A 22,351-nucleotide genomic window follows, 5' to 3' on the forward strand; every position below is an offset into this window, starting at 1 on the left:
AAGCATACATCTAGCCTAATCAAATCAAGTAAATAGCTCAATCGATAATCAATATCATTTCTATTTTTGTCGTCTGGATTTGATATTTATTTCACCTTTTCGCCTTTGTTACACGCTTGCCAGCCATAGATGCCAAGCATTTATTGTTGAAAAATCGGTTCCTTCTGGGGCAGTGCCACCCTTTTGGGGTAGCTCACCATTCAACCGCTGCTTAAGCTGGCTCGGTTGAAAGAGGTGAGTTATGCAATCCCAATCTTTAAATCCAATTCATGGTGCGCAAGCCATCAGTCAAAAACAGGGCTGGCCTTTGGTCTTTGCTTTGTTGCGACCCCAAGGTTTACGTTTGTTTGTGTCACAGTGCTTGACTGTTTTGGCGGCATTGTCAGTGCTTTGGTTTTATGTGTTATTAGCCCGCTGCGGCTTTGTGCTGGTCGCGATGATCTTCCAGCCCGATACCGCGCTGCAAAGTGCACAACTTTGGCAATTGTGGCCATGGTTATTGTGCGCGATTTGAGTCAAAACGATGTTCAGCAGTGTGGCTTATATGCTCAGTCATCAGGCTGCATTTCAATTAATGGCTCATACGCGCCAGCAATTGGTGCGACATTTAGCGTACGCGCCTTTGGCTTGGATCAATCAGCAAGGCAGCGGCGCCTTAAAACAGATGGTGTTGCAATCTGTGGCCAAGTTGGAGCAGTTAGTTGCGCACCGCACCGCACCGTTGAGATGATGATGGCGCTGTGGGTTCCGCTGTTTATCGCTGGTTACCTTTTGTTTACCGATTGGCGCCTTGCGTTGGCAGCTTTGACCGTTGCCCCTATGGCACTTTTGGCCTCGTATTTATGCCTTCGCAATATGGCAGAGAATTTTGCCCAGTATCAGGTGGTGGAGCGCGAGCTGACCAATACCACGGTAGAATATTTGCGAAATTTGGCGGTGATGAAGCTCTTTGGCCAAGATAGCGAACGTTTTCAACGCCTCGCAGCGCAGCTTAAAACCTACTATCAGTTGGTCGAAGTGATTACGCGTCGCACTGTGCCTGGATGGGCGCTATTTTGCGCACTGTTAGGTGCCAATCTTTTACTGTTGATGCCAATTGCCATTTCACGTGTTGCCACGGGTGTGTTAAGCCCAGCTGAAGTCATGATGGCGGTGATACTTGCCTTTGGCATGCTCAAACCTTTGCTTGAAGTGAGCCAAATCTCTCAGGAATTTGGTCAGCTGATTCCTTCATTGAATCCCTTAGCGCAAATCTATGCATTTATGCCTGAGCCAGATAGCGCGGCAGATTCATCGTTGAAAAACCTATTGGCATCAGTGCAATTTGAGAAATTGAATTTTCGTTATCACGCGGACGAGGCGTGGGCAACTCGCGATCTCAACCTGAGCTTAGCGGCAGGAACGACCACAGTATTGGTTGGGCCATCTGGCAGTGGTAAATCAACCTTAGCGCAGCTGCTTACTGGGCTGATATCGCCAACGCAAGGTGCGATTTTGATTAACCAGCTGCCGTTATCAAAGATGAGTCAAGCGCAGCGCGCCGCTTGGGTGGTGCTTGCCAGCCAACAGCCGTTTCTGTTTCAAGGTACGCTGCGAGAGAACCTTATGCTCGGTTGTAAGGATGCCCCAGATGAAGCGATTGCAACAGCATTGACGGTCGCTCAGGCACAAACATTGATTGCTGAGCTGCCCGACGGGCTAAACACTTGGGTCGGTGAAGGCGGGACGCGTTTATCGGGCGGTGAAAAGCAGCGTATCGCTTTGGCGCGTGCTTTGTTATCGCCAGCCCCCGTTTTGCTTCTCGATGAGGCCACGGCATTTGCCGATAACATTACGCAAGCCAAGTTTTATCAAGCCTTACAACGGCACTATCGACATCGCACTGTACTGCTCATTGCGCATCGTTTGGTGGGTCTAGAGCAAGCGGATCAAATTGTGATGATGGAGAAAGGGCGCATTGTTGCAAAGGGCTCGCATCAAACGCTGCTTGCGCAAACACCGTGTTATCAACAGATGTGGCAGCAGCATCAGCAAGCGATGCATTGGCAATGTTGTGTGACTGAAGATCAGGAGGTGTGTGATGACTACAGCCGCGCATAATACAGAGGCTAGTGTGTCTCAAGCGACCCAATCTACGGCTAATCAAGGGGCTAGCGCCTCGCAGTCGATTAACAAAACTATGGCGCAAATTATTGCCCAAGGCGGCGGTGACCAAGGTCAGCTTCGCCGCGCGACGGGGTTTCGGTTGCTGGAACAGTGTTTGGAGCTCAGCCCGCTGCTTGTGGTCTTTTCATGGCTTGCCAGTGTTGCTGGTGTGGCTCATCCAGCCGCGCACTGGCTCGATTGGCAATCACCTTGGCAAGTACTTGCCCTGCTTGCTGGGTGTTTTGCCTTACAGGCTGCTTTTGCTTGGCTTGGCTTAAAACTCGGATTTTTGTCAGCATTTGCGATGATGGGGCGCTATCGACGTCAGTTATTGCAACATATTCACCAATTACCGCTAGGGACGATTCAGGCCTATCGGACGGGGACGCTGACCGATATGGTTGGTGAAGATATCCAAGTGATTGAAGGGGTATTTACGCACCATGTGATTGATTTGCGCGTAACAATCATCATGCCCATTTTGCTTTTACTGGTGATGGCTTGGATTGACCCATGGCTGGCTTTAGCCTGCGCAATTTTTTTACCACTTGCTTTTGCTTCAATGAATGGTGCGCGCCAGTTGTTGGTACGTGCCAGTCAAAAGCGGTATCAAATGCTGCGTGATACATCAGGGATGTTGATTGAATACATGCAGGGCTTATTTACATTGCGACTGTTTAATCGTAGTGAGGATTGGTGCGATAAATTACATCAGCAATTTAACGCGCTCACGCAAGCTTGTTGGCGTGTCGAGCGATGGGGCGCAGGACCGGTATTACTGTTTCGTTTGCTGCTTGATTTGTCTTTGGTGACATTGGTTGCGGTGAGCGCATGGCGATTACAGCAGGCCGCATTATCGCCATGGCAGGCGCTGCTGGCATTACTGATTGCGCTGCGTGTGGTGGCTTATTTTTCCGAGTTTATTGGTCATATTTCGGTGATGCGCGCGCTCCTTCAGGCGCAGCAAAAACAGCAGCAGTTATTGGAACAACCGAGCTTACCGCAAGGAAAAGATCTCCCTATCGCTTTTGCTGATGCGAGTTTGTCCATGACACAGCTTAATTTTCGCTATCGAGCCGATGAGCCTTGGGCGCTGCGTGATATTTGCCTGAATGTACCGGCTGCAAAGGTGACCGCAATCGTTGGGCCATCAGGCTCAGGGAAAAGCACCTTATTGCACCTATTTGCGCGATTCTATTTGTCCCAAGAGGGGGAGATAGCGCTGGGTGGGATAAATTATGATGCATGCAGTACCGAGCAGTTGATGAGCCAAATGAGTATGGTGTTTCAAGAAGTGCAGCTATTTTCTGGCTCTGTGCTTGAAAATGTGCGCATTGGTCGCCCTTCCGCTACGGAGCAAGAGGTGCTGCAAGCTTGCCAAGATGCAGATTGTCACCAATTTATTGAAGCTTTACCGCAGGGCTATCATACCTTACTGGGTGAGGGGGGGGGGGCTCTCAGGTGGTGAGCGCCAGCGTTTATCCATTGCGCGCGCGCTTTTGAAAAATGCACCTATCTTGCTACTTGATGAGGCTACGGCATCCGTCGATGGCCAAGCGCAATATCAAATTCAACAGGCGTTGTCTCGCTTAATGCAAGGGCGCACTGTGCTGATGGTGGCGCATCGATTGGCTACGGTTCAATATGCAGATCAAATCATTGTTTTAGAGAATGGGCGAATAACCGGGCGAGGTGATCACGACAGCTTGCTTGTCGAGCACTCATTGTATCGCGCGTTATGGCAAGCGCAGGTGCGTGCCCCGCTTGATTCAAAATAAGCTAGGGCTATGCCATGGAGTCATGGCGTACAGGTCTCGACATAATCGAAGGCATCGCCATCACTTGAGCTGGGCTTTTTGATGCGCAGATAAAAAACACTCAAGGTGCGCTGGTGGCTCTTTGGGTGTTTTTCTTTTTACGCGCGTTTTGTTGTGGTGGTATGTGGCAGGCTTTTGCTAAAAATTTCGTTGAAATTTTTGGCTAAAACCTTAGACAAAACCACCGCGTTAGCCACATTGCGGCTTAAAGAGCGCTTTATCCAATTGGTGTTTGCGCATGCGTAGATAGAGTTTTTTGCGTGGGATCTGCAAATAATCCGCGGCTTCACTGACACGGCCAGCACTTAAAAAGAGCGCATCTTCAATCAGCCGTTTTTCATAGTCATCCACAAGGTTATCGAGTGGGCCAGCCAAGGGCTCCATCACGCGGTTTTGTTCGGCATTGGTGAGCTTGACGATACCCACAGCATAGAGCTCAGCCACATTGCGCAGCTCTCGAATATTACCCGGCCATTGGTGATGTTTGAGCACATCAAAATAGCTGCGTTCAACCTTGGGCGTGGCAATGCCCAAGCGTTTGGCGCTGCGCTGCAAAAAGGCACGAAAGAGCGGAATGATATCGCTATGACGCTCTGCCAATGTGGGCAGCACAATGCGTGTTTGCGAAAAGTAATAATAGAGCTCGGAGTGTAGCTGCTGCTCGCGCACTAGCTCAGCGGCGCATTGGTCAAAAAGCGCCAAGGTGCGGTGCTGTTTATCGCCGAGTCGCTCTTGGTCGAGCAGGTATTGTGCCAGCCAGCGCTGGCTTTCTCGCGGTAAACGACTGAGCTGGCGCAGCACCAAGGTGCCCCCTTGCGCGGCATCAATTTGTGCTTGTAGATCTTGGTCGTCACATTGGTGACAATCACAAAGAATATAGGGCGATTGGTGGCGCTCGCTGAGCTGGTGCAATAGCTGCGCCACGGTATGGCGGCCAGTGCCCAGCTTACCTTGAATCAGCGCATCCTGATCGGTGCAGGCCAGCGCCTGTACTTGGTCGCGGATCGCGCTGATTTGCGCGCTGCTGCCAATGAGCTCATGTTCGGTGGCATCAGCAATAGCTTGGCGCTGCTGGCAAATGGCTTGGCGCTGGTTTTGCGCTGTTTTAATTAGGCTGAGAAAGGCCGCAGGATCCAGCGGTTTTTCAATAAAGTCATAGGCGCCTTTTTTTACCGCCTCCACCGCCAGCGGAATCTCGCCATGGCCTGTGATCATTACAACTGGAATCTGTGGATCGATGCCTTGAATCTGGCTCAGCAGCTCAAGACCATGCATGGCCGGCATATAGATATCCGAGATCACCACGCCGGACCACTGACCATGCAGGGTGCTAAGTACCAGCTGCGGATCACTGGTGAGCAGGGGATGGTAGCCAGAAAGTTCAAATAGATGGCGATAGGATGCAAGCACATCGGGATCGTCATCAATCAAAATTAAATCATAGAGAGGTTGCTGTCGTGACATCTTTAAACTCCAAGACTAGACAGGCGCCACCATGGCAATGACTGGCAAGATAGATCTCACCATCAAAGCGCTGCATGATGGAACGGCAAATACTTAAACCAAGCCCCAAGCCCACCTCTTTGCTGGTGGTAAATGGGGTAAATAACTGGGGTACTAACGCAGGCGCAAATCCTGCGCCGCTGTCACATACCAAAATTTGAGTGACGCCAAAACTGTGCTGGTGAAATAGATGAATCTCCCGGCGCGCTTGGCCAGCCACGGCATCCAAGGCATTCACCAACAGATTGACAAACACTTGCTCGAGCTGCGTGGCATCGGCTTGCACAAAGCACTGGGCCGGAATGTCATTGATGATGCGAATGCGCTCTTGATTGGCGCGACTTTCCACCATCACCGTTGCGCTGTCGACCAACTGGGTCAAATTAATCGATTGCAGCGCATTGGTCGCTGGCGATTTTTTGGCAAAGTTACGCAGCGCTAAAATAATGCGGCTCATCCGCTGACTCATGCGCTCAATATGCCCAAAATGCTCCGGCAGTTGACTGTATTGCTGCGCTTCAATCATCAATTTTCCGCTGTATAGGTAGTTATTGATGGCCGCTAATGGCTGATTGAGCTCATGCGCCAAGCTGGTCATCGCCTGTCCCACCACCGCCATTTTCGCCGCTTGAATCAGCCCATCTTGGGTTTGCATCAGGGTGGCTTGCGTGGCTTTATGCTGCTCAATTTCCGCGGCTAATTTGGCATTGTTGCGTTGCAGATCTTGGGTTTTTTGATCTACCAAGCGTGCCAGCTGCTGGCGATTTTGCTCTTGGCTGGTGACATCGGTAATGGTTACCATATAGCGCGGCTCATTACTTTGCACGAAGCGGCGTAGGGCAAAGTGCAGGTGCGATTCACCGACACATAGCGTGGTGCTGCTTTCCTTTTGTGTTGGGGGCGCAAAGAGTGCTTCGAGCGCGGTTTTTAAGTGTGCAGGAAAGGCTTGCCACAGACAAAGCTGACTTGGGTCTTGCTCGAAATCCAATAGGCGCATAGCGCTGGGGTTGGCCGATTCAATATGACCGTCGAGAAAGCAGGTGATCAAACAAGCATCGGTTTGATTAATCAGGCTCAGAGCGTTGGTGCGCTCCATCTCTTGGCGTTGCAAATAAAAGCGGTTGAGCTGCTGGCCCAACTGGCCAATCTCATCATTACCTGAGATCGACACGGGTTGCCCCTTCTCGCCTAAATTGGCACGGCTGAGCTCGACGCTGAGCTGATTTAGGCGACCCACTAAACGGCGACTAATGAGCACCGTCATCACCAATAAATTGATCACCACGGCGATGCCCGCGCAGGCGATGATCAGCCACTGACCAGTTTTCAGTTGTAGCTGGGTTTTTTGATCCAGATGTTGAATCGCCTGATTGGCGGCACTGACCCGTTGTTGTACTTGCTGGTGCAGCTTTGCTAATACCGCATCTAGTTTGGGCATCAAGGTAGCGAGCGCTTGCTGGTTGGCAATATCTTGCGCTAGCAGCTGCTGAAGTGGGCCATTGGGTTTCACTTCATTGATGATCTCATCGAGGATCTGGCGGTGGGTAATGGTCGATGGATAGTGCGCGAGCTGAGCGCTGAGCTGCTGCATCGCTTCAATTTTGACCTGAATATACATAAATGCGCTGGTGAGATCGCGCTGGTAGCGCTGGGCAATAATTTCATGCACCAAGGTCATCAACTCATTTTCACGAATGGAGAGCTCCTGTAAGACCGCAAATTCATGAACCAGCTCAAAAGGTGACTGGCGCTGGTCGCGCTCACTGACCAAACGGTTCACATGCCATTCAATTTCTTGCACTAAGGGTTGCACCTCATCGACCAGATCTTGGTGCAGCCAGTTGATGCGATTGCGTTCTTGAGTCAGGCTCGCGCGTAAATTCAGACGCTGGCTGAGCAGGGTATTTTGCTGATCGATGAGCGCTCGCAGCGCCGCCAATTGCTGCTGACTTTGCTGGCGGTTGTTGCTGCTCGTGTTGTGTGGCAGCACGTGGCTTTCCAGTGCCGCAATCAGTGTTTCAATAGCCTGATTTTGATGCTGAAAATGCTGCGTTTCTTGGCTTTGCGCGCGCTGGCGCAGCAAGTTTTGCAACGTGGTGCTGTTTTTCTCAAGTTGATAGGCAGCGTTCCACGCCGGCACCTGCTCTGCGCTAATGGCGGCCACTTGGCTGTCGAGACGATGCCACATCACAATCGCCACTAAGCCAATAATCAGGGTAAGTAGGGTTTGACTGGCAAAGGCTAAGGTCAGACGCTTACCCAGCGGTGCGTGCGCAAAGCCATTAATCATGCTTACTCTCCCGCGCGAGCTGGTTGGTCAGCGCAATGGATTGATTGAGGTTGTCGCGCACCTGGGTTTGCCAATACAGCTTTTGCTGAGCCGCTTGCGCGCTGTCGCGCCGTTGGCCTTGCTGCTCAAAGATATTTTGCTTGGCTAAAATCAGCGCTTGCTCAGCATTGACGGGGACTTGGCTGGCCAGTGCTTTGGCTTGTTTGAGGTGTTGCCATTGCTCAGCGCTGGCGCCGCGATGGCTGAAATCTTGCTGTACTTGATGAATTTGCTGCCATGCCTGTTGCAGCTGCGGCAGCTGGCGGGTGATGGTGGCATCATAAAGGGCGTGGATCACCGCTGCGCGCTGATAGAGCAGGGCTTCGTTGAGCACTTGATTATGCTGCTTGGCAAGGCTGTCATCATGCAGAGGCACCTTGGCCATTTGTCCTTGGTCAATAATGGTTTGCCCCTGCTTAGAGCGCAGAAAATCAAGCAGTACCTTGGCTTGCGCCGTCTGTTGCGATGCTTTGGCAATCGCAATATAGGTGGGCAAAATCAGGGTGTGATCAAGATAGTGAAAGTCGATAAACGGCAGCTGATTTTTGGCGTTGAGCGCGTAGTTATCAATCACAGGACCAGCGCCCACTAAACCGCGTGAGACCGCATCACTGACGCCAAAGCTTCGCGCTGAAATCGAGCCCATATTGCCACCCAGTTGCATCAGCAGCTGCCAGCCTTTTTGCCATCCTTGCTGCTGTAAAATGCTCTCCACCATCATATGGGTGGTGCCTGAGTTGCTAGGGGTGCTCATGGTGAGATGACCGGCAAACGCAGGTTGTGTGAGATCCTGCCAGCTGCGCGGCATAGACAGACCATGTTTTTTCAAATATTGGCGATTAACCATGATGCCAATACCGGAATAACCCAACACCGTAATTTGCTCGCTTGAGGCCAAACTATGCGGGATCAGCCAGTCAGGAATGGGGTAGCGAGCTGGCAACTTGCCTAAATGACCGGATTCACTGAGCTGATGAAAAAAGATTGGCGATGAGGAGATCACCAAATCGATGGGTTGCCGCTCAGGCTGCTGCATCATACGCGTGGCTTGCGCGGTGCGACGGTAGATCACTTGCACTTGAATATCCGGATGCTGCTTTTGAAAGCTATTGATTAAGGCGCGAATGGGCGCTTCGGCAAAGGTAGTCATCACCATCAAAGGACGTGACTGAGCACTGGTCGCACAAAGGAGCAGCACGCAGGTGAGTAAAATGCGGCATTGACGCATAGTCATCTCCAAATCAGCAGCAAAGGGATAAAAGTGGTGAAATCAAGTCATCAATCGGCCTTCTGTGGGGCATGCTTGAGGTCACATTCTGGGGTGACACTGTGCTCCACTTCATATTTTGCAGATTTGCGACAAAATCAGTGGGCGCTTCGCTTGGGTCACTTCTGTGTTGTTTTGTGGCACATAATGCCCAACTTTGTCCTACTTCGATAGGGTGGTTGTACCACTTCTGACTCATGATTTTTGATGAATGAGTCATTTATGACTCAAAATGGCATTTTTGCCGATAATTCCACTGGTTTTTATGATTTTCCCCGAATTCAGACTGAGATGGCAATGGGCCGCTCAGGATTGTTGTTTTTGGGAGTAATCATGTTTGGCTTTTTTAAAACGCGCGAAGATCGCCCGCTGATAGCAGCGAGTGCCGATAAGATTCGTGCTATCTATAAAAAGAACCAGTGGCAAGTGTTTCTCGGCTTAGTCTTTGGTTATGCATTTTTCTATGTCGTTCGCATGTCATTGGGTGTGGTTAAAAAACCAATGCTGGATGCGGAGATCGTCACGAAAACCGAATTGGGTCTGATGGGCTCTGCATTCTTCTTTACCTATGCCATCGGTAAATTCTCAAACGGTGTGATGTCAGACTATGCCAACATCGGCCGCTTTATGTCTTGCTCTTTGATCTGCTCAGGGGTGACCTGTGCCTTGATGGGCATGAACAGCGCCAGCTTCTTCTTCATCCTTCTTTGGGGTTTGAACGGTTGGTTCCAATCTGTGGGTTCAGCGCCTTCTTGTGTGTCTATCTTCCAATGGTTCTCACCGAAACAGCGTGGTTCGGTTTACTCCATTTGGGGTGGCTCTCGTAACCTAGGTGAAGCGGTTACTTGGATTGTGACAGCAACGGCTGTGAGCTACTTCGGCTGGCGTGCAGGTTTTATCGGCGCGGGTATTGCTGGTGTGTGTGCTGCAATTTGCATGTTCTTCTTGCTTAAAGACCGTCCACAAACTTACGGTTTGCCAGATCCAGCCACTGCATATGGCGAAGAGCCAGAAAGCAAAGGCGGCAAGGCTGATCCAAAAGAAACACGTCGTGCGCAGCTATTTATCCTAAAACAACCGACTGTTTGGTTGATTGCAGCCGCGTGTGCATCGATGTACATTTCTCGCTACGCAATTAGCTCATGGGCTGTGTTGTACCTACAAAGTGCCAAGGGTTACTCGCTGATTGATGCAGGCTTTGCCATGTCAACTTACCCAATCGCAGGTTTCTGCGGCGCGGTACTGGCCGGTATCATTTCGGACAAAGTGTTTAACGCAAACCGTAACATTCCAACCTTGCTTTACGGATTGGCCAACATCGGTGGTTTCGCATTGATGTTCTGGGGTCCTCAAAGCCATCTATTTGATGCTGTTGCTTTGGGTCTAATTGGTTTTGCAATCGGTGGTCTTGTGGTGTTCCTTGCAGGTCTAAACGCTTGTGACTTGATGCCAAAAAATGCTGTCGGCGCAATTAAAGGCTTTATCGGTTTGTTCTCATATATTGCAGCGTCTTGCCAAGAGATGATCTCTGCACATTTGATCAAAGCGACTGAAGTGAATGGCGAAACCGTCTACGACTTTAGCCATGTGCAATATTTCTGGATGGGCGCGGCTATTGTGTCTGTACTGCTTGCGTTGACTGTGTGGAACGCCAAGAAAATTACCACAATCGACGAAAAATAATCTGTTGCTGGGGTGGCTTAGGCTGCCCCTTCTTTTTTGTGCCAAGGCCAATAGAAGATGTTGGCACTGGGCTCGAATAAAGGTGTTGTGATGCGTAAAACTAAAATTGTTGCGACCTTAGGTCCTGCCAGCCACAGTGCTGAGCAAATTGAAAAATTGATTATTGCTGGCGCCAATGTATTTCGTTTGAACTTTTCTCATGGCAGCGCTGAGCAGCACTTGGCCACCGCACAAAGCATTCGCCAAGTGGCGGCAAAATTAAACCAAGCTGTGGGTATTTTGGCGGATCTTCAAGGTCCTAAAATTCGTATTGCTCGTTTTGCCCAAGATGCGGTTGAGCTAAAACATGGTCAAGCCTTTACCTTAAACGCCGCGCTCGCTGAAGATGTTGGCGATGAAAGCCAAGTGGGTTTGGATTACCCAGAGCTGGTGGCGGATGTAAAAGCAGGCGATCGCCTATTACTCGATGATGGTCGCATTCAGTTGGATGTCACTGCAGTCCATGCGCCTTGCATTGAAACCACAGTGGTGGTTGCTGGTAAGTTGTCTAACCGCAAGGGAATCAACCTACTGGGCGGCGGTTTGTCAGCGCCTGCACTGACTGACAAAGACAAGGCCGATATTTTAACGGCTGCGCAAATTGAAGCGGATTTCATTGCAGTGTCATTCCCACGTCACGGTCAAGATATTGAGTATGCGCGTGGATTGGTGCGCCAAGCCGGTAGCATGGCACAAATCGTAGCCAAAGTTGAGCGTGCCGAAGTGGTGGCCAGCGTCGAGGCGATGGATGAGATGATTGGCGCTTCTGATGTGATCATGGTGGCGCGCGGCGATCTCGGTGTTGAGATTGGCGATGCGCGTTTGCCATTAGTGCAAAAACGCCTGATTCAGCGCTGTCGTTTATTGGGTAAGCCGGTGATTACCGCAACCCAGATGATGGAATCGATGATCACCAGTCCAATGCCCACGCGTGCTGAGGTGCTTGATGTGGCCAATGCGGTATTTGATGGGACCGATGCGGTGATGCTTTCTGCGGAAACCGCGGCCGGTCAATATCCAGTGGAAGCCGTGGCATCCATGGCGCGCATTGCTGAAGGTGCAGAGCAAGATCAGGTGAAATTTGCACTGCCAACGGCCTGTCACTGCGATGCTTATCAAGGCACCATGGTAGCGATGGCAGCGGCAGCTGCGCAAAACGCCAATATGGGCGTGGTGGCGCTGACCAAGCAAGGTCAATCTGTGCTGGCACTGTCTCGATTGCTAGAAAATAATGATTTGTGGGCGCTCACTGATAACCCATCTTTGGTGGGTAAGATGGCGCTACTACGCGGTGTTTATCCTGTTTATGTCGCCAATCTTTTTGAGCAGGCGCGCAGCGGTATGAATCTACACCATTTGCCATTGCCTGCGGCAAGCTTGTCCATGGAAAGTCTTTTAGTGACTCGCTGCACCTCACTTGAGGGCATGGCTGCCGAAGATTTCTGTCAGTTGATTCATCCACAGCAGCAATTGGCACCCGTGGCTTAAGCATGCCTTTGCAACTTGTTTGAACCTGATGTGATATCTCCCCCGATACACACGGCGCATCCTGAAGCTCCACAGGGATGTGCACTTGAAGGAATCACTTCCCTTTCCCGCCCTTTGAGGCGGGCTTTTTTATTTTTAAGACAAAAGCGGTGCAAATTTGCCAACAAGGCGTAATGAGATTTGAGTCTGACCGCTAAATCAGCCAAAATAGCGCCAATTTTTCACCCATTTCACTGCGACTATCGCAGTCACGCTGTAAGAAGAGCTCCATTCATGGCGAATTCGATTATTTTGCAAGAGGTGGCGACCCGCCGTACTTTTGCCATTATCTCTCACCCCGATGCAGGTAAAACCACCATCACTGAAAAAGTGCTGTTGTTCGGAAACGCATTGCAGCGCGCGGGTACGGTAAAAGGTCGTGGCTCGAACCAGCACGCGAAATCGGACTGGATGGAGATGGAAAAAGAGCGTGGTATCTCGGTCACCACCTCGGTGATGCAGTTCCCTTACAACGGCGCATTGGTCAACCTTCTCGATACCCCTGGGCACGAAGACTTCTCAGAAGATACCTACCGTACATTGACGGCGGTGGACTCTTGTTTGATGGTGATCGATGCGGCCAAAGGTGTTGAGGATCGCACCCGTAAATTGATGGAAGTTACCCGTCTACGTGATACGCCAATCGTGACCTTTATGAACAAATTGGACCGCGAAATTCGCGACCCAATGGAACTACTTGATGAAGTAGAAAGCGAGCTGAATATCGCTTGTGCTCCTGTTTCTTGGCCAATTGGTTGTGGTAAAGGCTTTAAAGGTGTGTACCACATTCACCGCGACGAAACGATTTTGTATGCATCTGGCCAAGGTCACACCATTCAAGAAGAGCGCATTATTAAAGGATTGGATAACCCTGAGTTGGATGCAGCTGTGGGTGAAGATCTAGCCAACCAGCTTCGTGAAGAGTTGGAGTTGGTATTGGGCGCATCCCATGAATTTGATCAAGAGATGTTCTTGGCTGGTGAGCTAACCCCTGTATTCTTTGGTACGGCACTGGGTAACTTTGGTGTGGACCATATGTTGGATGGTTTGACGCAATGGGCGCCTGCGCCGCAACCGCGTCAAGCCAACGAGCGTGAAGTGACTGCACAAGAAGAGAAGTTCAGTGGTTTCGTGTTTAAGATTCAGGCCAACATGGATCCAAAACACCGTGACCGTATCGCCTTTGTTCGCGTGGTATCGGGTCAATACACCCAAGGCATGAAGATGAAGCATGTGCGTACGGGTAAAACCGTGAGCATTTCTGATGCGGTGACCTTTATGGCCGGTGACCGTGCGCGTGCAGAGCATGCTTATGCCGGTGATATTATTGGCTTGCACAACCATGGCACCATTCAGATTGGTGATACCTTCACTCAAGGTGAAGATCTGAAATTTGCCGGTATTCCAAACTTTGCGCCAGAACTATTCCGCCGTATTCGCTTGCGCGATCCATTGAAGCAAAAGCAGCTTCTTAAAGGTTTGGTGCAGCTTTCAGAAGAGGGCGCGGTTCAGGTGTTCCGTCCATTGCAAAACAACGATTTGATTGTTGGTGCGGTGGGTGTGCTGCAGTTTGATGTGGTCGTTGCGCGCTTGAAAGCGGAATACAACGTTGAAGCGGTTTATGAGCATGTCAACGTGGCTACCGCGCGCTGGGTTGAATGTGCAGATGGCAAGAAATTGGATGAGTTCCAACGCAAGAACCAAGTGAATTTGGCGCTAGATGGCGGTGATAACCTGACCTATATCGCACCAACCATGGTCAACTTGAACCTCACCCAAGAGCGTTTCCCTGATATTGAGCTGCGCAGTACGCGCGAACATTAATCTTCGTCGTCATTGGGGGGATAACTGCGTTTACTACACAAATTCACCTCAATCACATAGCGGACTATGCTCATGGGGATGAATTTGTTTGTTGCCTTGTTCTAACCGCAATGACTTAGAATTAAATGACTTAGAAAAAGACGCTTCGTATTTGATGTTAAAAAGGGTTGATACCGTCGTGGTATCAACCCTTTTATTTTTCTAGGAACTCAGGAACTCAGGAACTCAGGAACTCAGGAACTCGGGAAATCGCCAATCGATTTGTCTTCACTGAGCTGTATTTCCCGATTTTCCGGAGCGTGTTCGTCCTTAAGGTTTGGACTTTTAGGGTAAGTCATCCACCAGTTCTGGTTTTGGCTGATAGTGCTCAGCGCATAAGCCCAAACGTTCTTGTACTGTGGAGGCGATGGTCACTGAAGACCAAGTCCCTGTGAGTACCCCGAAGAACAGGGTGACTGAGAAGCCATAGAGCGCTTCGCCGCCAAGTAGCAGCAAACAGGCGATGGTAAACAGGGTTGTACCTGCGGTAATCAAAGTCCGTGAGAAGGTTTCACGCACCGCGCGATCACTACTGATGTAGATATGATCGCGTGGGCGTGCGCGCAAGATATCACGCAGGCGATCGGCAATGACGATGGAGTCATTGAGTGAGTAACCGATCACCGCCAGCATCCCCGCAATCACGTTGAGATCCATCTGCACCCCTAAAAAGGCCAAGACGCCTAGGGTTAAAATGGTATCGTGAATCAAAGAGGCGATTGCCGCTAACGCCAAACGCCATTCAAAGCGCATGGCCAAATAGATCATAATCGACAACGAAGCCACGAGTAGTGCCAGCGCGCCTTGATCAAAGAGCTCTTCACCCACTTGTGGGCCAACCACAGTCGCTTGAACTAGGGTCGCAGGTTGACCGCTAATGGCACTAAAGGTGTGCAGCCATTGCTGCGGATCCACGGCGGTAGGTTGCGGTGGCAAAATCAGCTGCCACGTGTCGTTTTGTGCAATTAGCTCAAGCCCTTCACGGGTTTGTGCAGGCAGCGCCGCTAAAAGTTCTTTGGCTGTTTTGAGGGTTGGCATCGAAAAATCGATGATGGTCCCGCCAGTAAAATCGATACTGGGTTTGAGCCCGTAGTGCCAAATGGCAAATAGGCTGAAAATAATCATGCACAATGAAGCGGCCAAACCACCGTAACGCACTTTGGTTAGGGTCGGAATGCGGCTGATTGTTGGTTGCATTGCTAATTTTTTCATCGTTCGCTCTTCCTTAGATGGTCACTTGGTGGCGCTGATCGCGGCCCCACAATGGGTTGATAATGGCGCGGGTGCCCCAAATCCCGGTGATCATACTGGCAATCAAGCCAAGGATCAGGGTGGTGGCAAAGCCTTGAAGTGGACCAGAGCCGATGGCATAGAGACAGGCTGCAGAGAGCAACGTCGTTAAGTTAGCATCAAAGATGGTGCGAAATGCGGCGCGATAACCAAAGTCAATGGACAGCGCTAGGCTTGCACCTTCACGAAGCTTGTCGCGAATCCGCTCAAAGATCAGCACATTGGTATCCACCGCCATACCCACGGTAAGCACCAGACCGGCAATCCCCGGAAGGGTCAGCACGGCGCCAGGCACCATCACCAATAGACCCACTTGCATCACTAAGTTTGCCATGAGCGCCAGTACGGCGACCCAACCAAAACGGCGATACCAGAAGATCATAAAGATAGCCATACCGCCCATACCCAGTGCCAACGCGCTCATCCCTGCATGAATGTTGCTTGCACCTAGGGTTGGACCAATAGCGCGCTCTTCAACAATTTGCACTGGCGCAGTCAGCGCACCGGCGCGAAGTAGCATGGCCAGCTGTTTCGCTTCTTGCTGGTTATCTAGGCCGGTAATGCGGAAGTTGGTGCTCAGCGCACTTTGAATCGTAGCGACGTTAATGACGCGAGATTCAGCCACCAATTTGCCTTGGTTGTCGCTGTTATATTCGGTGTAAACCGTGGCCATAGGTTGACCAATATGGCTGCGGCTAAAGCGCAGCATCTGCTCGCCACCGCTGCTATCAAGCTGAATGCCTACCTGTGGACGGCCCATTTCATCGGTCGCGGCATTGGCATCAATGATGTGATCGCCGCCAAGCAGTGGTTTGTTGGCTAAGCGAACCATTTGACCATTGTTATCCGGTAGTTGGTTACGGCTGTAATCGGCCAATTGATAGAAGGCCAGCGATGCGGTAGCACCAATCACAGATTTGGCTTGTTTTGGATCGTGCACACCGGGCAATTCGATACGAATATGGTTCGCCCCTTGGCGCTGCACGCTGGCTTCAACAATACCCAGCTCACCAATACGTTGGCGCAGGGTGGTGATGTTTTGGCTCATCGCTGCATTCGCAAGTTGCTGCTGGCTTTGCTCATTGAGTACGAAGTGCAGGCCATCACTTTCAGGAACCACATGCCAATTGCTTTGATAATCCAGTACCACAGTTTTTAGCGCCGCATTGAGGGTGTCATCATCGCCTTTGACCACAAGTTCAGTTGGGTTGATTTGGGCAATACGAATAGGACGAATACGGGCATCACGCATGGCATTTTCAATGCTGGTTTTCAGTGCATCTTGCTGGTGGTGATAGACCGCATCTAAATCCACAAAGAGTAGAAGCTGAACGCCGCCGCGCAAATCTAGACCCAGTTTGACCGGATGTGCGCCTAATTTATCAAACCATGTTGGCGCCGCAGAAACATACTGCACAGTAAGTTCAGTTTTGCGTGGCAAGGTTTTGCTGAGCAGCGTTTTGGCTTGTTGCTGTGCGTTGATGTCGGCAAATTGCAGATCTAAATCACCATCGGTTTGGGTGATTTGACGATAGGGGATCTTGGCATCATTGAGTGCATTGACCACAGTTTGTTGGCTCACAGGCGATTGTTTGTCGCTATGAATGCTGAGCGCAGGAATATCACCATAAAAGCTTGGAATCGCTTGAATTAAGCAGGTGATAAAAATCAGCGCTAGGAGGCCATATTGCCAAAACTTAAAGCGATTGAGGGTCGACTGGGTCGCTGAGTGATGATGCGCTGCATGACCTGCACGGTGACGCTGCGAATGTTGTGGTTTAACGCTGTGGCTCATGATTGGGCCTCCATCATGGTGAAGGCAACCAGAGATGCATATTGCGCTGATATAGTTTGCTCTGTCGCGGTTTGCAACGTTGAGGCCCGCAGATAAGATGCTGCGCAGGATATATTGAATCGAGTCATGGATTCATTCCAAATAAAAAGAAAACAAAAAGGCGAGGGGAGTCCAAAGGCTCTCCTCGATAGATTATTTCGATTTATTTGGAGTCGTGCGCTTGGGCGAATCGGTAGCGCAAATTAGCTTCTTGCCAACCGCCGAGCCTGTGATGTGGAAAACGAAGGTAGTGCGATGGAATTTGCTGCTTTAAAAGCAAAGCAACAAGGAGTGCAAAACTAAAAAGAGCCAATAACCACAACCGTTGCGGCGGAAAAATGGCCGGCAGGGTGTTGGATTTGCTCGGGGTTTTGCCAAGATATAAACGAGGTGTGTGGCTATCAGGTAGCGCTGCGGGCAGTAAGGCTTCACTGACCAGCTGGTGTGGATTGATTTGTGTTTCAAAGGTAACAGCACGCTCTGCCAAGGTTCTGCTACAAAGCAAAACCAGCACGAGTAGGCTCAACATCCCCCAGGAGAAGCGAGTGAGCTTAGGTTGGTACTGTTCTAATTGGGGCAAAAAACCTTGCCTTTTTGTCGTACAATCAATCAAGATGCAGTGGTTGTACTGCGCGGGCAAAAAAAAAGCAATCAATCTTTATCAATGGATGGCCTTTGCTTTGCCAACTTTGCGCACCAGTCGACGAAATATCTCGTTCAATTGAGCCTCTGAAAAATAACGCCCACACTTAATGACCCCCTCTATGCTCGGTGATCCAGATGTTGTTTGATAGCCATTGCCACTTTGATTTTCCTGCGCTGCAACAAGCTGCATCGCAATATCTGCAAGATGCAAAGGCGCATGGCGTGGCTGCGATGCTGGTGCCTAGTGTTAGCCGCGAGCAGTGGCCACAGGTGATGCATTGCCAAACGCATTTGCGTGATAGCAGCACAAATAAGCCGCTGGATTTTTATTATGCACTGGGCCTACATCCCTGTTTTCTTGAGCAGCATCAGGATGCGGCAGATCTTGCCGCTTTGGATGCAGCGCTGAGCATTCGTTCAAAGCATTGCGTCGCTGTGGGCGAGTGCGGTCTTGATTGGCGCTTAGCGGATCAGCCAATTGCGGAGCAGTCAATTAAAGCGCGACAAATTCAGTTGCTGCAAGGCCAGCTGGATTTAGCAAAACGCCACCAGTTGCCGGTGATTCTCCATGCTGTGCATTGTCACGCTGAATTACTGGCACAGCTGAAACTGGCGAAATTGCCGCAAGCTGGGGTGATCCACGGTTTTACCGGTAGCTACGAGCAGGCCATGGCTTATATCAAGCTGGGGTTTTATATCGGGGTTGGCGGCGCGATCACCTATCCGCGGGCACTGAAAACGCGCCGTACCGTGGCACGCTTGCCTTTAACCTCGTTGCTATTAGAAACCGATGCGCCAGATATGCCGCTGCATGGATTTCAAGGCCAGGTGAATACGCCCGCGCAAATTGCCCGTGTTTTTTTAGAGCTTTGCGCCCTTCGTCATGAGTCGCCAGAGCAGATTTCCCAGACATTGTGGCAAAACACCCTGCGCTGCTTTCAAATCGAGATGCATTGATCGACTTATTTCAGCGCTGAGATTCAAGCGCTATCCCGCCCTAATGAAAAAATTTGCGATTTATCACAGGCAATCGATTTTACAAAATGTCGATTTTCATCACACTCTTTGCATTTTTGTTAACGAAAACGATTGGCTGAAATTTATCATTCGTAGCAGTGAGCGCTTTGTGCTCAAATGCCTGCGTTCGTGATTCGGTCGCCTTTACCCTACATTTGGCAAGAAAAAACACGAATAATAGGCATACTTGAGGTATGACGACGGTGATGCTGTTGGTGTGGTTTTGTGCAGGATTCATGTTTTTACTGAAACGTTTATTTTTGTACAAATAAAAGTGTGAAGTATGTATGCAAAACGTGTGCGCTATGCGTATAATCCGCTTCCGAAATCAACACCCACCCTTTTATTCAAACAATATAACGAAGGAGTGCCATAAACTATGAGCCTGTTTATGAGCCTAGTCGGTATGGTGGTCTTGCTGCTGATTGCGGTATTACTGTCGGACAACCGAAAAGCTATTAACTTACGCACCGTTGGCGGCGCTTTTGCGATTCAAGCCTCGCTCGGTGCTTTTGTTTTATATGTACCCTGGGGTAAAGATGTACTGAACACCATTTCTGGTGGTGTACAAAACGTCATTGACTACGGTAAAGATGGTATCGGCTTCATTTTTGGTAGCCTTGTTAACTTCTCAGTTGACGGTATCGGTTTCATTTTTGCCTTCCAAGTCCTTCCAACCATCATCTTCTTCTCCTCTCTAATCGCTGTGCTTTATTACCTTGGCATCATGCAATGGGTGATTACCATTTTGGGCGGCGGTCTACAGAAGGTTCTTGGTACTTCTCGTTCAGAATCACTTTCAGCGACTGCAAACATCTTTGTTGGTCAAACCGAAGCACCACTTGTTGTACGTCCTTTCGTACCAAAAATGACTCAATCAGAGCTATTTGCTGTGATGTGTGGTGGTTTGGCATCGATTGCTGGCGGTGTACTTGCAGGCTACGCCATGATGGGTGTAAAGCTTGAGTATCTGATTGCAGCGTCGTTTATGGCGGCTCCTGGTGGTCTTCTATTTGCAAAGATCATTAAGCCAGAAACAGACAAACCAATTGAACAGCTTGACGGTTTCGGCGAGCAAGAAGAAAAACCTGCGAACGTGATTGATGCGGCAGCAGCAGGTGCCTCTTCTGGTCTACAACTTGCGCTAAACGTGGGTGCAATGCTATTGGCATTCATCGGTTTGATCGCTTTGGTGAACGGCCTATTGGGTGGTTTGGGTCACCTTGTTGGTTACGGCGACGGTGATCTAAAAGCATCATTCGATGCATTGGTTGCAGCAGCGACAACGCCTGAAGCCATTGCAGCGCTTGAAGGTGCGAAATCAGCAATGATTGAAGGCACTAAGATCGATATCAGCCACTTCAACATCACTGAAATTGACCGTGACGTAGTGAAAGCGAACATTCAAGTGCTTGCTAGCATCGATGGTCTACAACAGCATGTAAACCTTGTGGTTGAAGCGACGAAGAAAACCATCACTCTTGAAGGTATTTTGGGTGAAATCTTCCGTCCATTGGCTTACGTGATTGGTGTGCCTTGGTCTGAAGCTCAGGTTGCAGGTTCATTCATCGGTCAGAAGATCGTGGCCAACGAATTTGTGGCTTACCAAGCATTCATGCCTTACCTACAAGACGGTGCGCCAATCGTGCTATCTGAGAAGACCAAAGCAATCATCTCATTTGCACTATGTGGTTTTGCGAACCTATCTTCAGTAGCAATCCTACTCGGTGGTCTCGGTGGTCTAGCACCATCACGTCGCCAAGACATCGCACGTATGGGTATGAAAGCTGTTGCCGCTGGTACGCTATCAAACCTAATGAGTGCAACCATTGCTGGTTTCTTCATCACCCTTGCGGCGATGACAGCATAATGATGAACAACGCCGCAAGGAGTGCGGCGTTGATAACTCAATCAGCAAGCTTTGCTTTCACTTGAGATAGAAGTTGAGCTAGGTTGAATGAGTGGCAAAAATGCCGATGCAATAGGGAGGCAACATGCAAGAGTGGTTTATCGCTTGGTGTGCGGGATTATTGGTCGGCATTTTATTTGCGCTCTTGCGCTTACCCATTCCAGCCCCACCCATGCTCTCTGGCGTTTTAGGTGTGGTCGGTATCTTCTGCGGCGGGCTACTCGGGCAGTGGATTTTACAGCGCTTTTTTTCTTAAAACCGACGCTGAATTGAGATAGAACCAATCATAAGGGTTCAGTGGCATCACTGTGATGCCAGTGCATCTTTGTGCGCTCAAGTGATTTACTTGAACGGTACTGGATAAACAAATCGATCGACAGTAAAGCGCAGGTAGCGCTTTGCAGATCAACAAAAGGGCTAACAGTGCAGCGCGTGTTAGAACCTTAGGCGTCAGCCATGAAGCGCTGCGCGGCGATAAGGATATCGATTGATTGAGACATCAAGTCTTCATGGAACCAAGTCCGCTCATCGAATGTTTACCGCCCGTTGAGGGTTCGTAAACAGGTGACGATGCGCGCCATCGTCGAATTGCATACTAAGTGCAAGCCTGAGGTTTGCCTTTGGAGTACATCATGAGCGAATTAAAACAAGCAGCCCTTCGTGCGCTGCAACTAATGGACCTAACTACCCTGAATGACGACGACACCGATGCAAAAGTGATTGCCCTGTGTCATGACGCCAAAACTGCTGTCGGTAACACCGCAGCTATCTGTATTTACCCTCGTTTTATTCCCATTGCGAAAAAGACCCTTGCCGCGCAAGGTACCCCTGACATTCGTATCGCCACCGTGACCAATTTCCCCCATGGTAACGACGATATCGAAATCGCAGTCGCGGAAACTCGCGCAGCTATCGCCTATGGCGCCGATGAAGTGGACGTTGTTTTCCCATATCGTCGTCTGATGGAAGGTGATGTTGAGTGTGGTTTTGAGCTCGTGAAGCAATGTAAAGAAGCTTGCGGCGACAAACTACTGAAAGTGATCATCGAAACTGGTGAGCTAAAAACCCCAGCATTGATTCGCCAAGCCTCTGAAATTGCCATTCGCGCAGGTGCTGATTTTATCAAAACCTCAACGGGTAAAGTGCCAGTGAATGCGACGCCTGAAGCGGCTGAAATCATGCTGAACGTGATTCGTGAAATGGATGTGGCTGAGCGTGTTGGCTTTAAACCTGCTGGCGGCGTTCGCACGGCAGAAGATGCCAAAGCATACCTTGCCATGGCCGATCGCATTTTAGGTGTGGATTGGGCGGACAAGATGCACTACCGTTTTGGCGCATCAAGCCTATTGGCCAATCTGCTTCACACCCTAGGTGAAGGCGAAGCGGCAAGCGAAGGCGGCTACTAACCATGTTTGCGGTGCAGCGATGGATTTTTTTGCCATCCTGCACTGATGATTGTCATGTGGATCGCCAACCGCTGATC

17 protein-coding genes are annotated in these 22,351 nt (G+C 50.1%); 11 read left to right on the plus strand and 6 right to left on the minus strand.

Annotation, left to right across the window (positions count from 1 at the left end; all coding sequences use genetic code 11):
* Positions 1-241 precede the first annotated feature (241 nt).
* Genes L9P36_RS03155 through L9P36_RS03170 form a run of 4 tightly spaced genes read left to right on the plus strand, consistent with a single transcriptional unit; the run spans position 242 to position 3,923 of the window.
* Complete coding sequence (locus tag L9P36_RS03155) at positions 242-514, plus strand: hypothetical protein (RefSeq protein ID WP_237464843.1); 273 nt, start codon at positions 242-244, stop codon at positions 512-514.
* Positions 493-2,100 (plus strand): ABC transporter ATP-binding protein, encoded by a 1,608-nt coding sequence (locus tag L9P36_RS03160; RefSeq protein WP_237464845.1) that lies wholly within the window; start codon positions 493-495, stop codon positions 2,098-2,100. The genes L9P36_RS03155 and L9P36_RS03160 overlap by 22 nt, the downstream gene beginning before the upstream one ends.
* Positions 2,081-3,613, plus strand: a complete 1,533-nt coding sequence (locus tag L9P36_RS03165) for an ABC transporter ATP-binding protein (protein ID WP_237464847.1) — start codon at positions 2,081-2,083, stop codon at positions 3,611-3,613. Before L9P36_RS03160 ends, L9P36_RS03165 begins: the two co-directional genes overlap by 20 nt.
* A 31-nt stretch (positions 3,614-3,644) precedes the next feature.
* Positions 3,645-3,923: a hypothetical protein gene (locus tag L9P36_RS03170; protein WP_237464848.1), complete on the plus strand. Its 279-nt coding sequence runs from the start codon at positions 3,645-3,647 to the stop codon at positions 3,921-3,923.
* 228 nt (positions 3,924-4,151) lie between these two features.
* Here L9P36_RS03170 and L9P36_RS03175 read toward each other — a convergent pair whose 3' ends face one another.
* The 3 genes from L9P36_RS03175 to L9P36_RS03185 are packed head-to-tail and all read right to left on the minus strand — an operon-like array spanning position 4,152 to position 9,022.
* Positions 4,152-5,426, minus strand: coding sequence for a sigma-54-dependent transcriptional regulator (locus tag L9P36_RS03175; RefSeq protein ID WP_237464850.1), 1,275 nt, complete (start codon positions 5,424-5,426; stop codon positions 4,152-4,154).
* The gene (locus L9P36_RS03180; protein ID WP_237464852.1) at positions 5,401-7,755 is read right to left on the minus strand and encodes a sensor histidine kinase; all 2,355 of its coding nucleotides are present in this window, start codon (positions 7,753-7,755) and stop codon (positions 5,401-5,403) included. Before L9P36_RS03180 ends, L9P36_RS03175 begins: the two co-directional genes overlap by 26 nt.
* Positions 7,748-9,022 (minus strand): ABC transporter substrate-binding protein, encoded by a 1,275-nt coding sequence (locus L9P36_RS03185; protein ID WP_237464853.1) that lies wholly within the window; start codon positions 9,020-9,022, stop codon positions 7,748-7,750. Before L9P36_RS03185 ends, L9P36_RS03180 begins: the two co-directional genes overlap by 8 nt.
* A gap of 372 nt (positions 9,023-9,394) precedes the next feature.
* On the opposite strand from L9P36_RS03185, the gene L9P36_RS03190 reads away from it, so the two are divergent.
* From L9P36_RS03190 to prfC, 3 genes are all read left to right on the plus strand, one after another.
* Positions 9,395-10,744, plus strand: a complete 1,350-nt coding sequence (locus L9P36_RS03190; RefSeq protein ID WP_237467842.1) for an MFS transporter — start codon at positions 9,395-9,397, stop codon at positions 10,742-10,744.
* Positions 10,745-10,834: 90 nt separating this feature from the next.
* Complete coding sequence (gene pyk, locus L9P36_RS03195; protein ID WP_237464855.1) at positions 10,835-12,271, plus strand: pyruvate kinase; 1,437 nt, start codon at positions 10,835-10,837, stop codon at positions 12,269-12,271.
* A 273-nt stretch (positions 12,272-12,544) separates the two neighbouring features.
* Positions 12,545-14,134: a peptide chain release factor 3 gene (gene prfC / locus L9P36_RS03200; protein ID WP_237464857.1), complete on the plus strand. Its 1,590-nt coding sequence runs from the start codon at positions 12,545-12,547 to the stop codon at positions 14,132-14,134.
* A 324-nt stretch (positions 14,135-14,458) separates the two neighbouring features.
* Here prfC and secF read toward each other — a convergent pair whose 3' ends face one another.
* The 3 genes from secF to L9P36_RS03215 form a co-directional block, all read right to left on the minus strand.
* Complete coding sequence (gene secF, locus L9P36_RS03205) at positions 14,459-15,385, minus strand: protein translocase subunit SecF (RefSeq protein ID WP_237464859.1); 927 nt, start codon at positions 15,383-15,385, stop codon at positions 14,459-14,461.
* A 13-nt stretch (positions 15,386-15,398) separates the two neighbouring features.
* The gene (secD, locus tag L9P36_RS03210; protein ID WP_237464860.1) at positions 15,399-17,258 is read right to left on the minus strand and encodes a protein translocase subunit SecD; all 1,860 of its coding nucleotides are present in this window, start codon (positions 17,256-17,258) and stop codon (positions 15,399-15,401) included.
* A gap of 202 nt (positions 17,259-17,460) precedes the next feature.
* On the minus strand, positions 17,461-17,877 hold the full coding sequence (locus tag L9P36_RS03215) for a hypothetical protein (RefSeq protein WP_237464862.1): 417 nt from the start codon (positions 17,875-17,877) through the stop codon (positions 17,461-17,463).
* 200 nt (positions 17,878-18,077) lie between these two features.
* On the opposite strand from L9P36_RS03215, the gene L9P36_RS03220 reads away from it, so the two are divergent.
* From L9P36_RS03220 to deoC, 4 genes are all read left to right on the plus strand, one after another.
* Positions 18,078-18,899, plus strand: a complete 822-nt coding sequence (locus L9P36_RS03220) for a TatD family hydrolase (protein WP_237464865.1) — start codon at positions 18,078-18,080, stop codon at positions 18,897-18,899.
* Positions 18,900-19,338: 439 nt separating this feature from the next.
* Entirely contained in the window at positions 19,339-20,829 is a 1,491-nt protein-coding gene (locus L9P36_RS03225; protein ID WP_237464866.1) for a NupC/NupG family nucleoside CNT transporter, read from the plus strand.
* A gap of 124 nt (positions 20,830-20,953) precedes the next feature.
* The gene (locus L9P36_RS03230) at positions 20,954-21,124 is read left to right on the plus strand and encodes a XapX domain-containing protein (protein WP_237464868.1); all 171 of its coding nucleotides are present in this window, start codon (positions 20,954-20,956) and stop codon (positions 21,122-21,124) included.
* A 376-nt stretch (positions 21,125-21,500) separates the two neighbouring features.
* Positions 21,501-22,274 carry a deoxyribose-phosphate aldolase gene (gene deoC, locus L9P36_RS03235; protein WP_237464870.1) on the plus strand — a complete coding sequence of 258 codons (774 nt, stop codon included), beginning with the start codon at positions 21,501-21,503 and terminating at the stop codon, positions 22,272-22,274.
* Positions 22,275-22,351 lie beyond the last annotated feature (77 nt).

This window comes from Vibrio stylophorae (assembly GCF_921293875.1).
GTDB classification, from domain to species: Bacteria; Pseudomonadota; Gammaproteobacteria; order Enterobacterales; family Vibrionaceae; genus Vibrio_A; species Vibrio_A stylophorae.

Excerpts from the sequence above, each read along its gene's own strand:
- L9P36_RS03155 (WP_237464843.1), top strand. The coding sequence starts at position 242 with ATGCAATCCCAATCTTTAAATCCAATTCATGGTGCGCAAGCCATCAGT.
- L9P36_RS03160 (WP_237464845.1), top strand. The coding sequence starts at position 493 with ATGGTTATTGTGCGCGATTTGAGTCAAAACGATGTTCAGCAGTGTGGC.
- L9P36_RS03165 (WP_237464847.1), top strand. The coding sequence starts at position 2,081 with ATGACTACAGCCGCGCATAATACAGAGGCTAGTGTGTCTCAAGCGACC.
- L9P36_RS03175 (WP_237464850.1), bottom strand. The coding sequence starts at position 5,426 with ATGTCACGACAGCAACCTCTCTATGATTTAATTTTGATTGATGACGAT.
- L9P36_RS03180 (WP_237464852.1), bottom strand. The coding sequence starts at position 7,755 with ATGATTAATGGCTTTGCGCACGCACCGCTGGGTAAGCGTCTGACCTTA.
- L9P36_RS03185 (WP_237464853.1), bottom strand. The coding sequence starts at position 9,022 with ATGCGTCAATGCCGCATTTTACTCACCTGCGTGCTGCTCCTTTGTGCG.
- L9P36_RS03190 (WP_237467842.1), top strand. The coding sequence starts at position 9,395 with ATGTTTGGCTTTTTTAAAACGCGCGAAGATCGCCCGCTGATAGCAGCG.
- pyk (WP_237464855.1), top strand. The coding sequence starts at position 10,835 with ATGCGTAAAACTAAAATTGTTGCGACCTTAGGTCCTGCCAGCCACAGT.
- prfC (WP_237464857.1), top strand. The coding sequence starts at position 12,545 with ATGGCGAATTCGATTATTTTGCAAGAGGTGGCGACCCGCCGTACTTTT.
- secF (WP_237464859.1), bottom strand. The coding sequence starts at position 15,385 with ATGAAAAAATTAGCAATGCAACCAACAATCAGCCGCATTCCGACCCTA.
- secD (WP_237464860.1), bottom strand. The coding sequence starts at position 17,258 with ATGAGCCACAGCGTTAAACCACAACATTCGCAGCGTCACCGTGCAGGT.
- L9P36_RS03220 (WP_237464865.1), top strand. The coding sequence starts at position 18,078 with ATGTTGTTTGATAGCCATTGCCACTTTGATTTTCCTGCGCTGCAACAA.
- L9P36_RS03225 (WP_237464866.1), top strand. The coding sequence starts at position 19,339 with ATGAGCCTGTTTATGAGCCTAGTCGGTATGGTGGTCTTGCTGCTGATT.
- L9P36_RS03230 (WP_237464868.1), top strand. The coding sequence starts at position 20,954 with ATGCAAGAGTGGTTTATCGCTTGGTGTGCGGGATTATTGGTCGGCATT.
- deoC (WP_237464870.1), top strand. The coding sequence starts at position 21,501 with ATGAGCGAATTAAAACAAGCAGCCCTTCGTGCGCTGCAACTAATGGAC.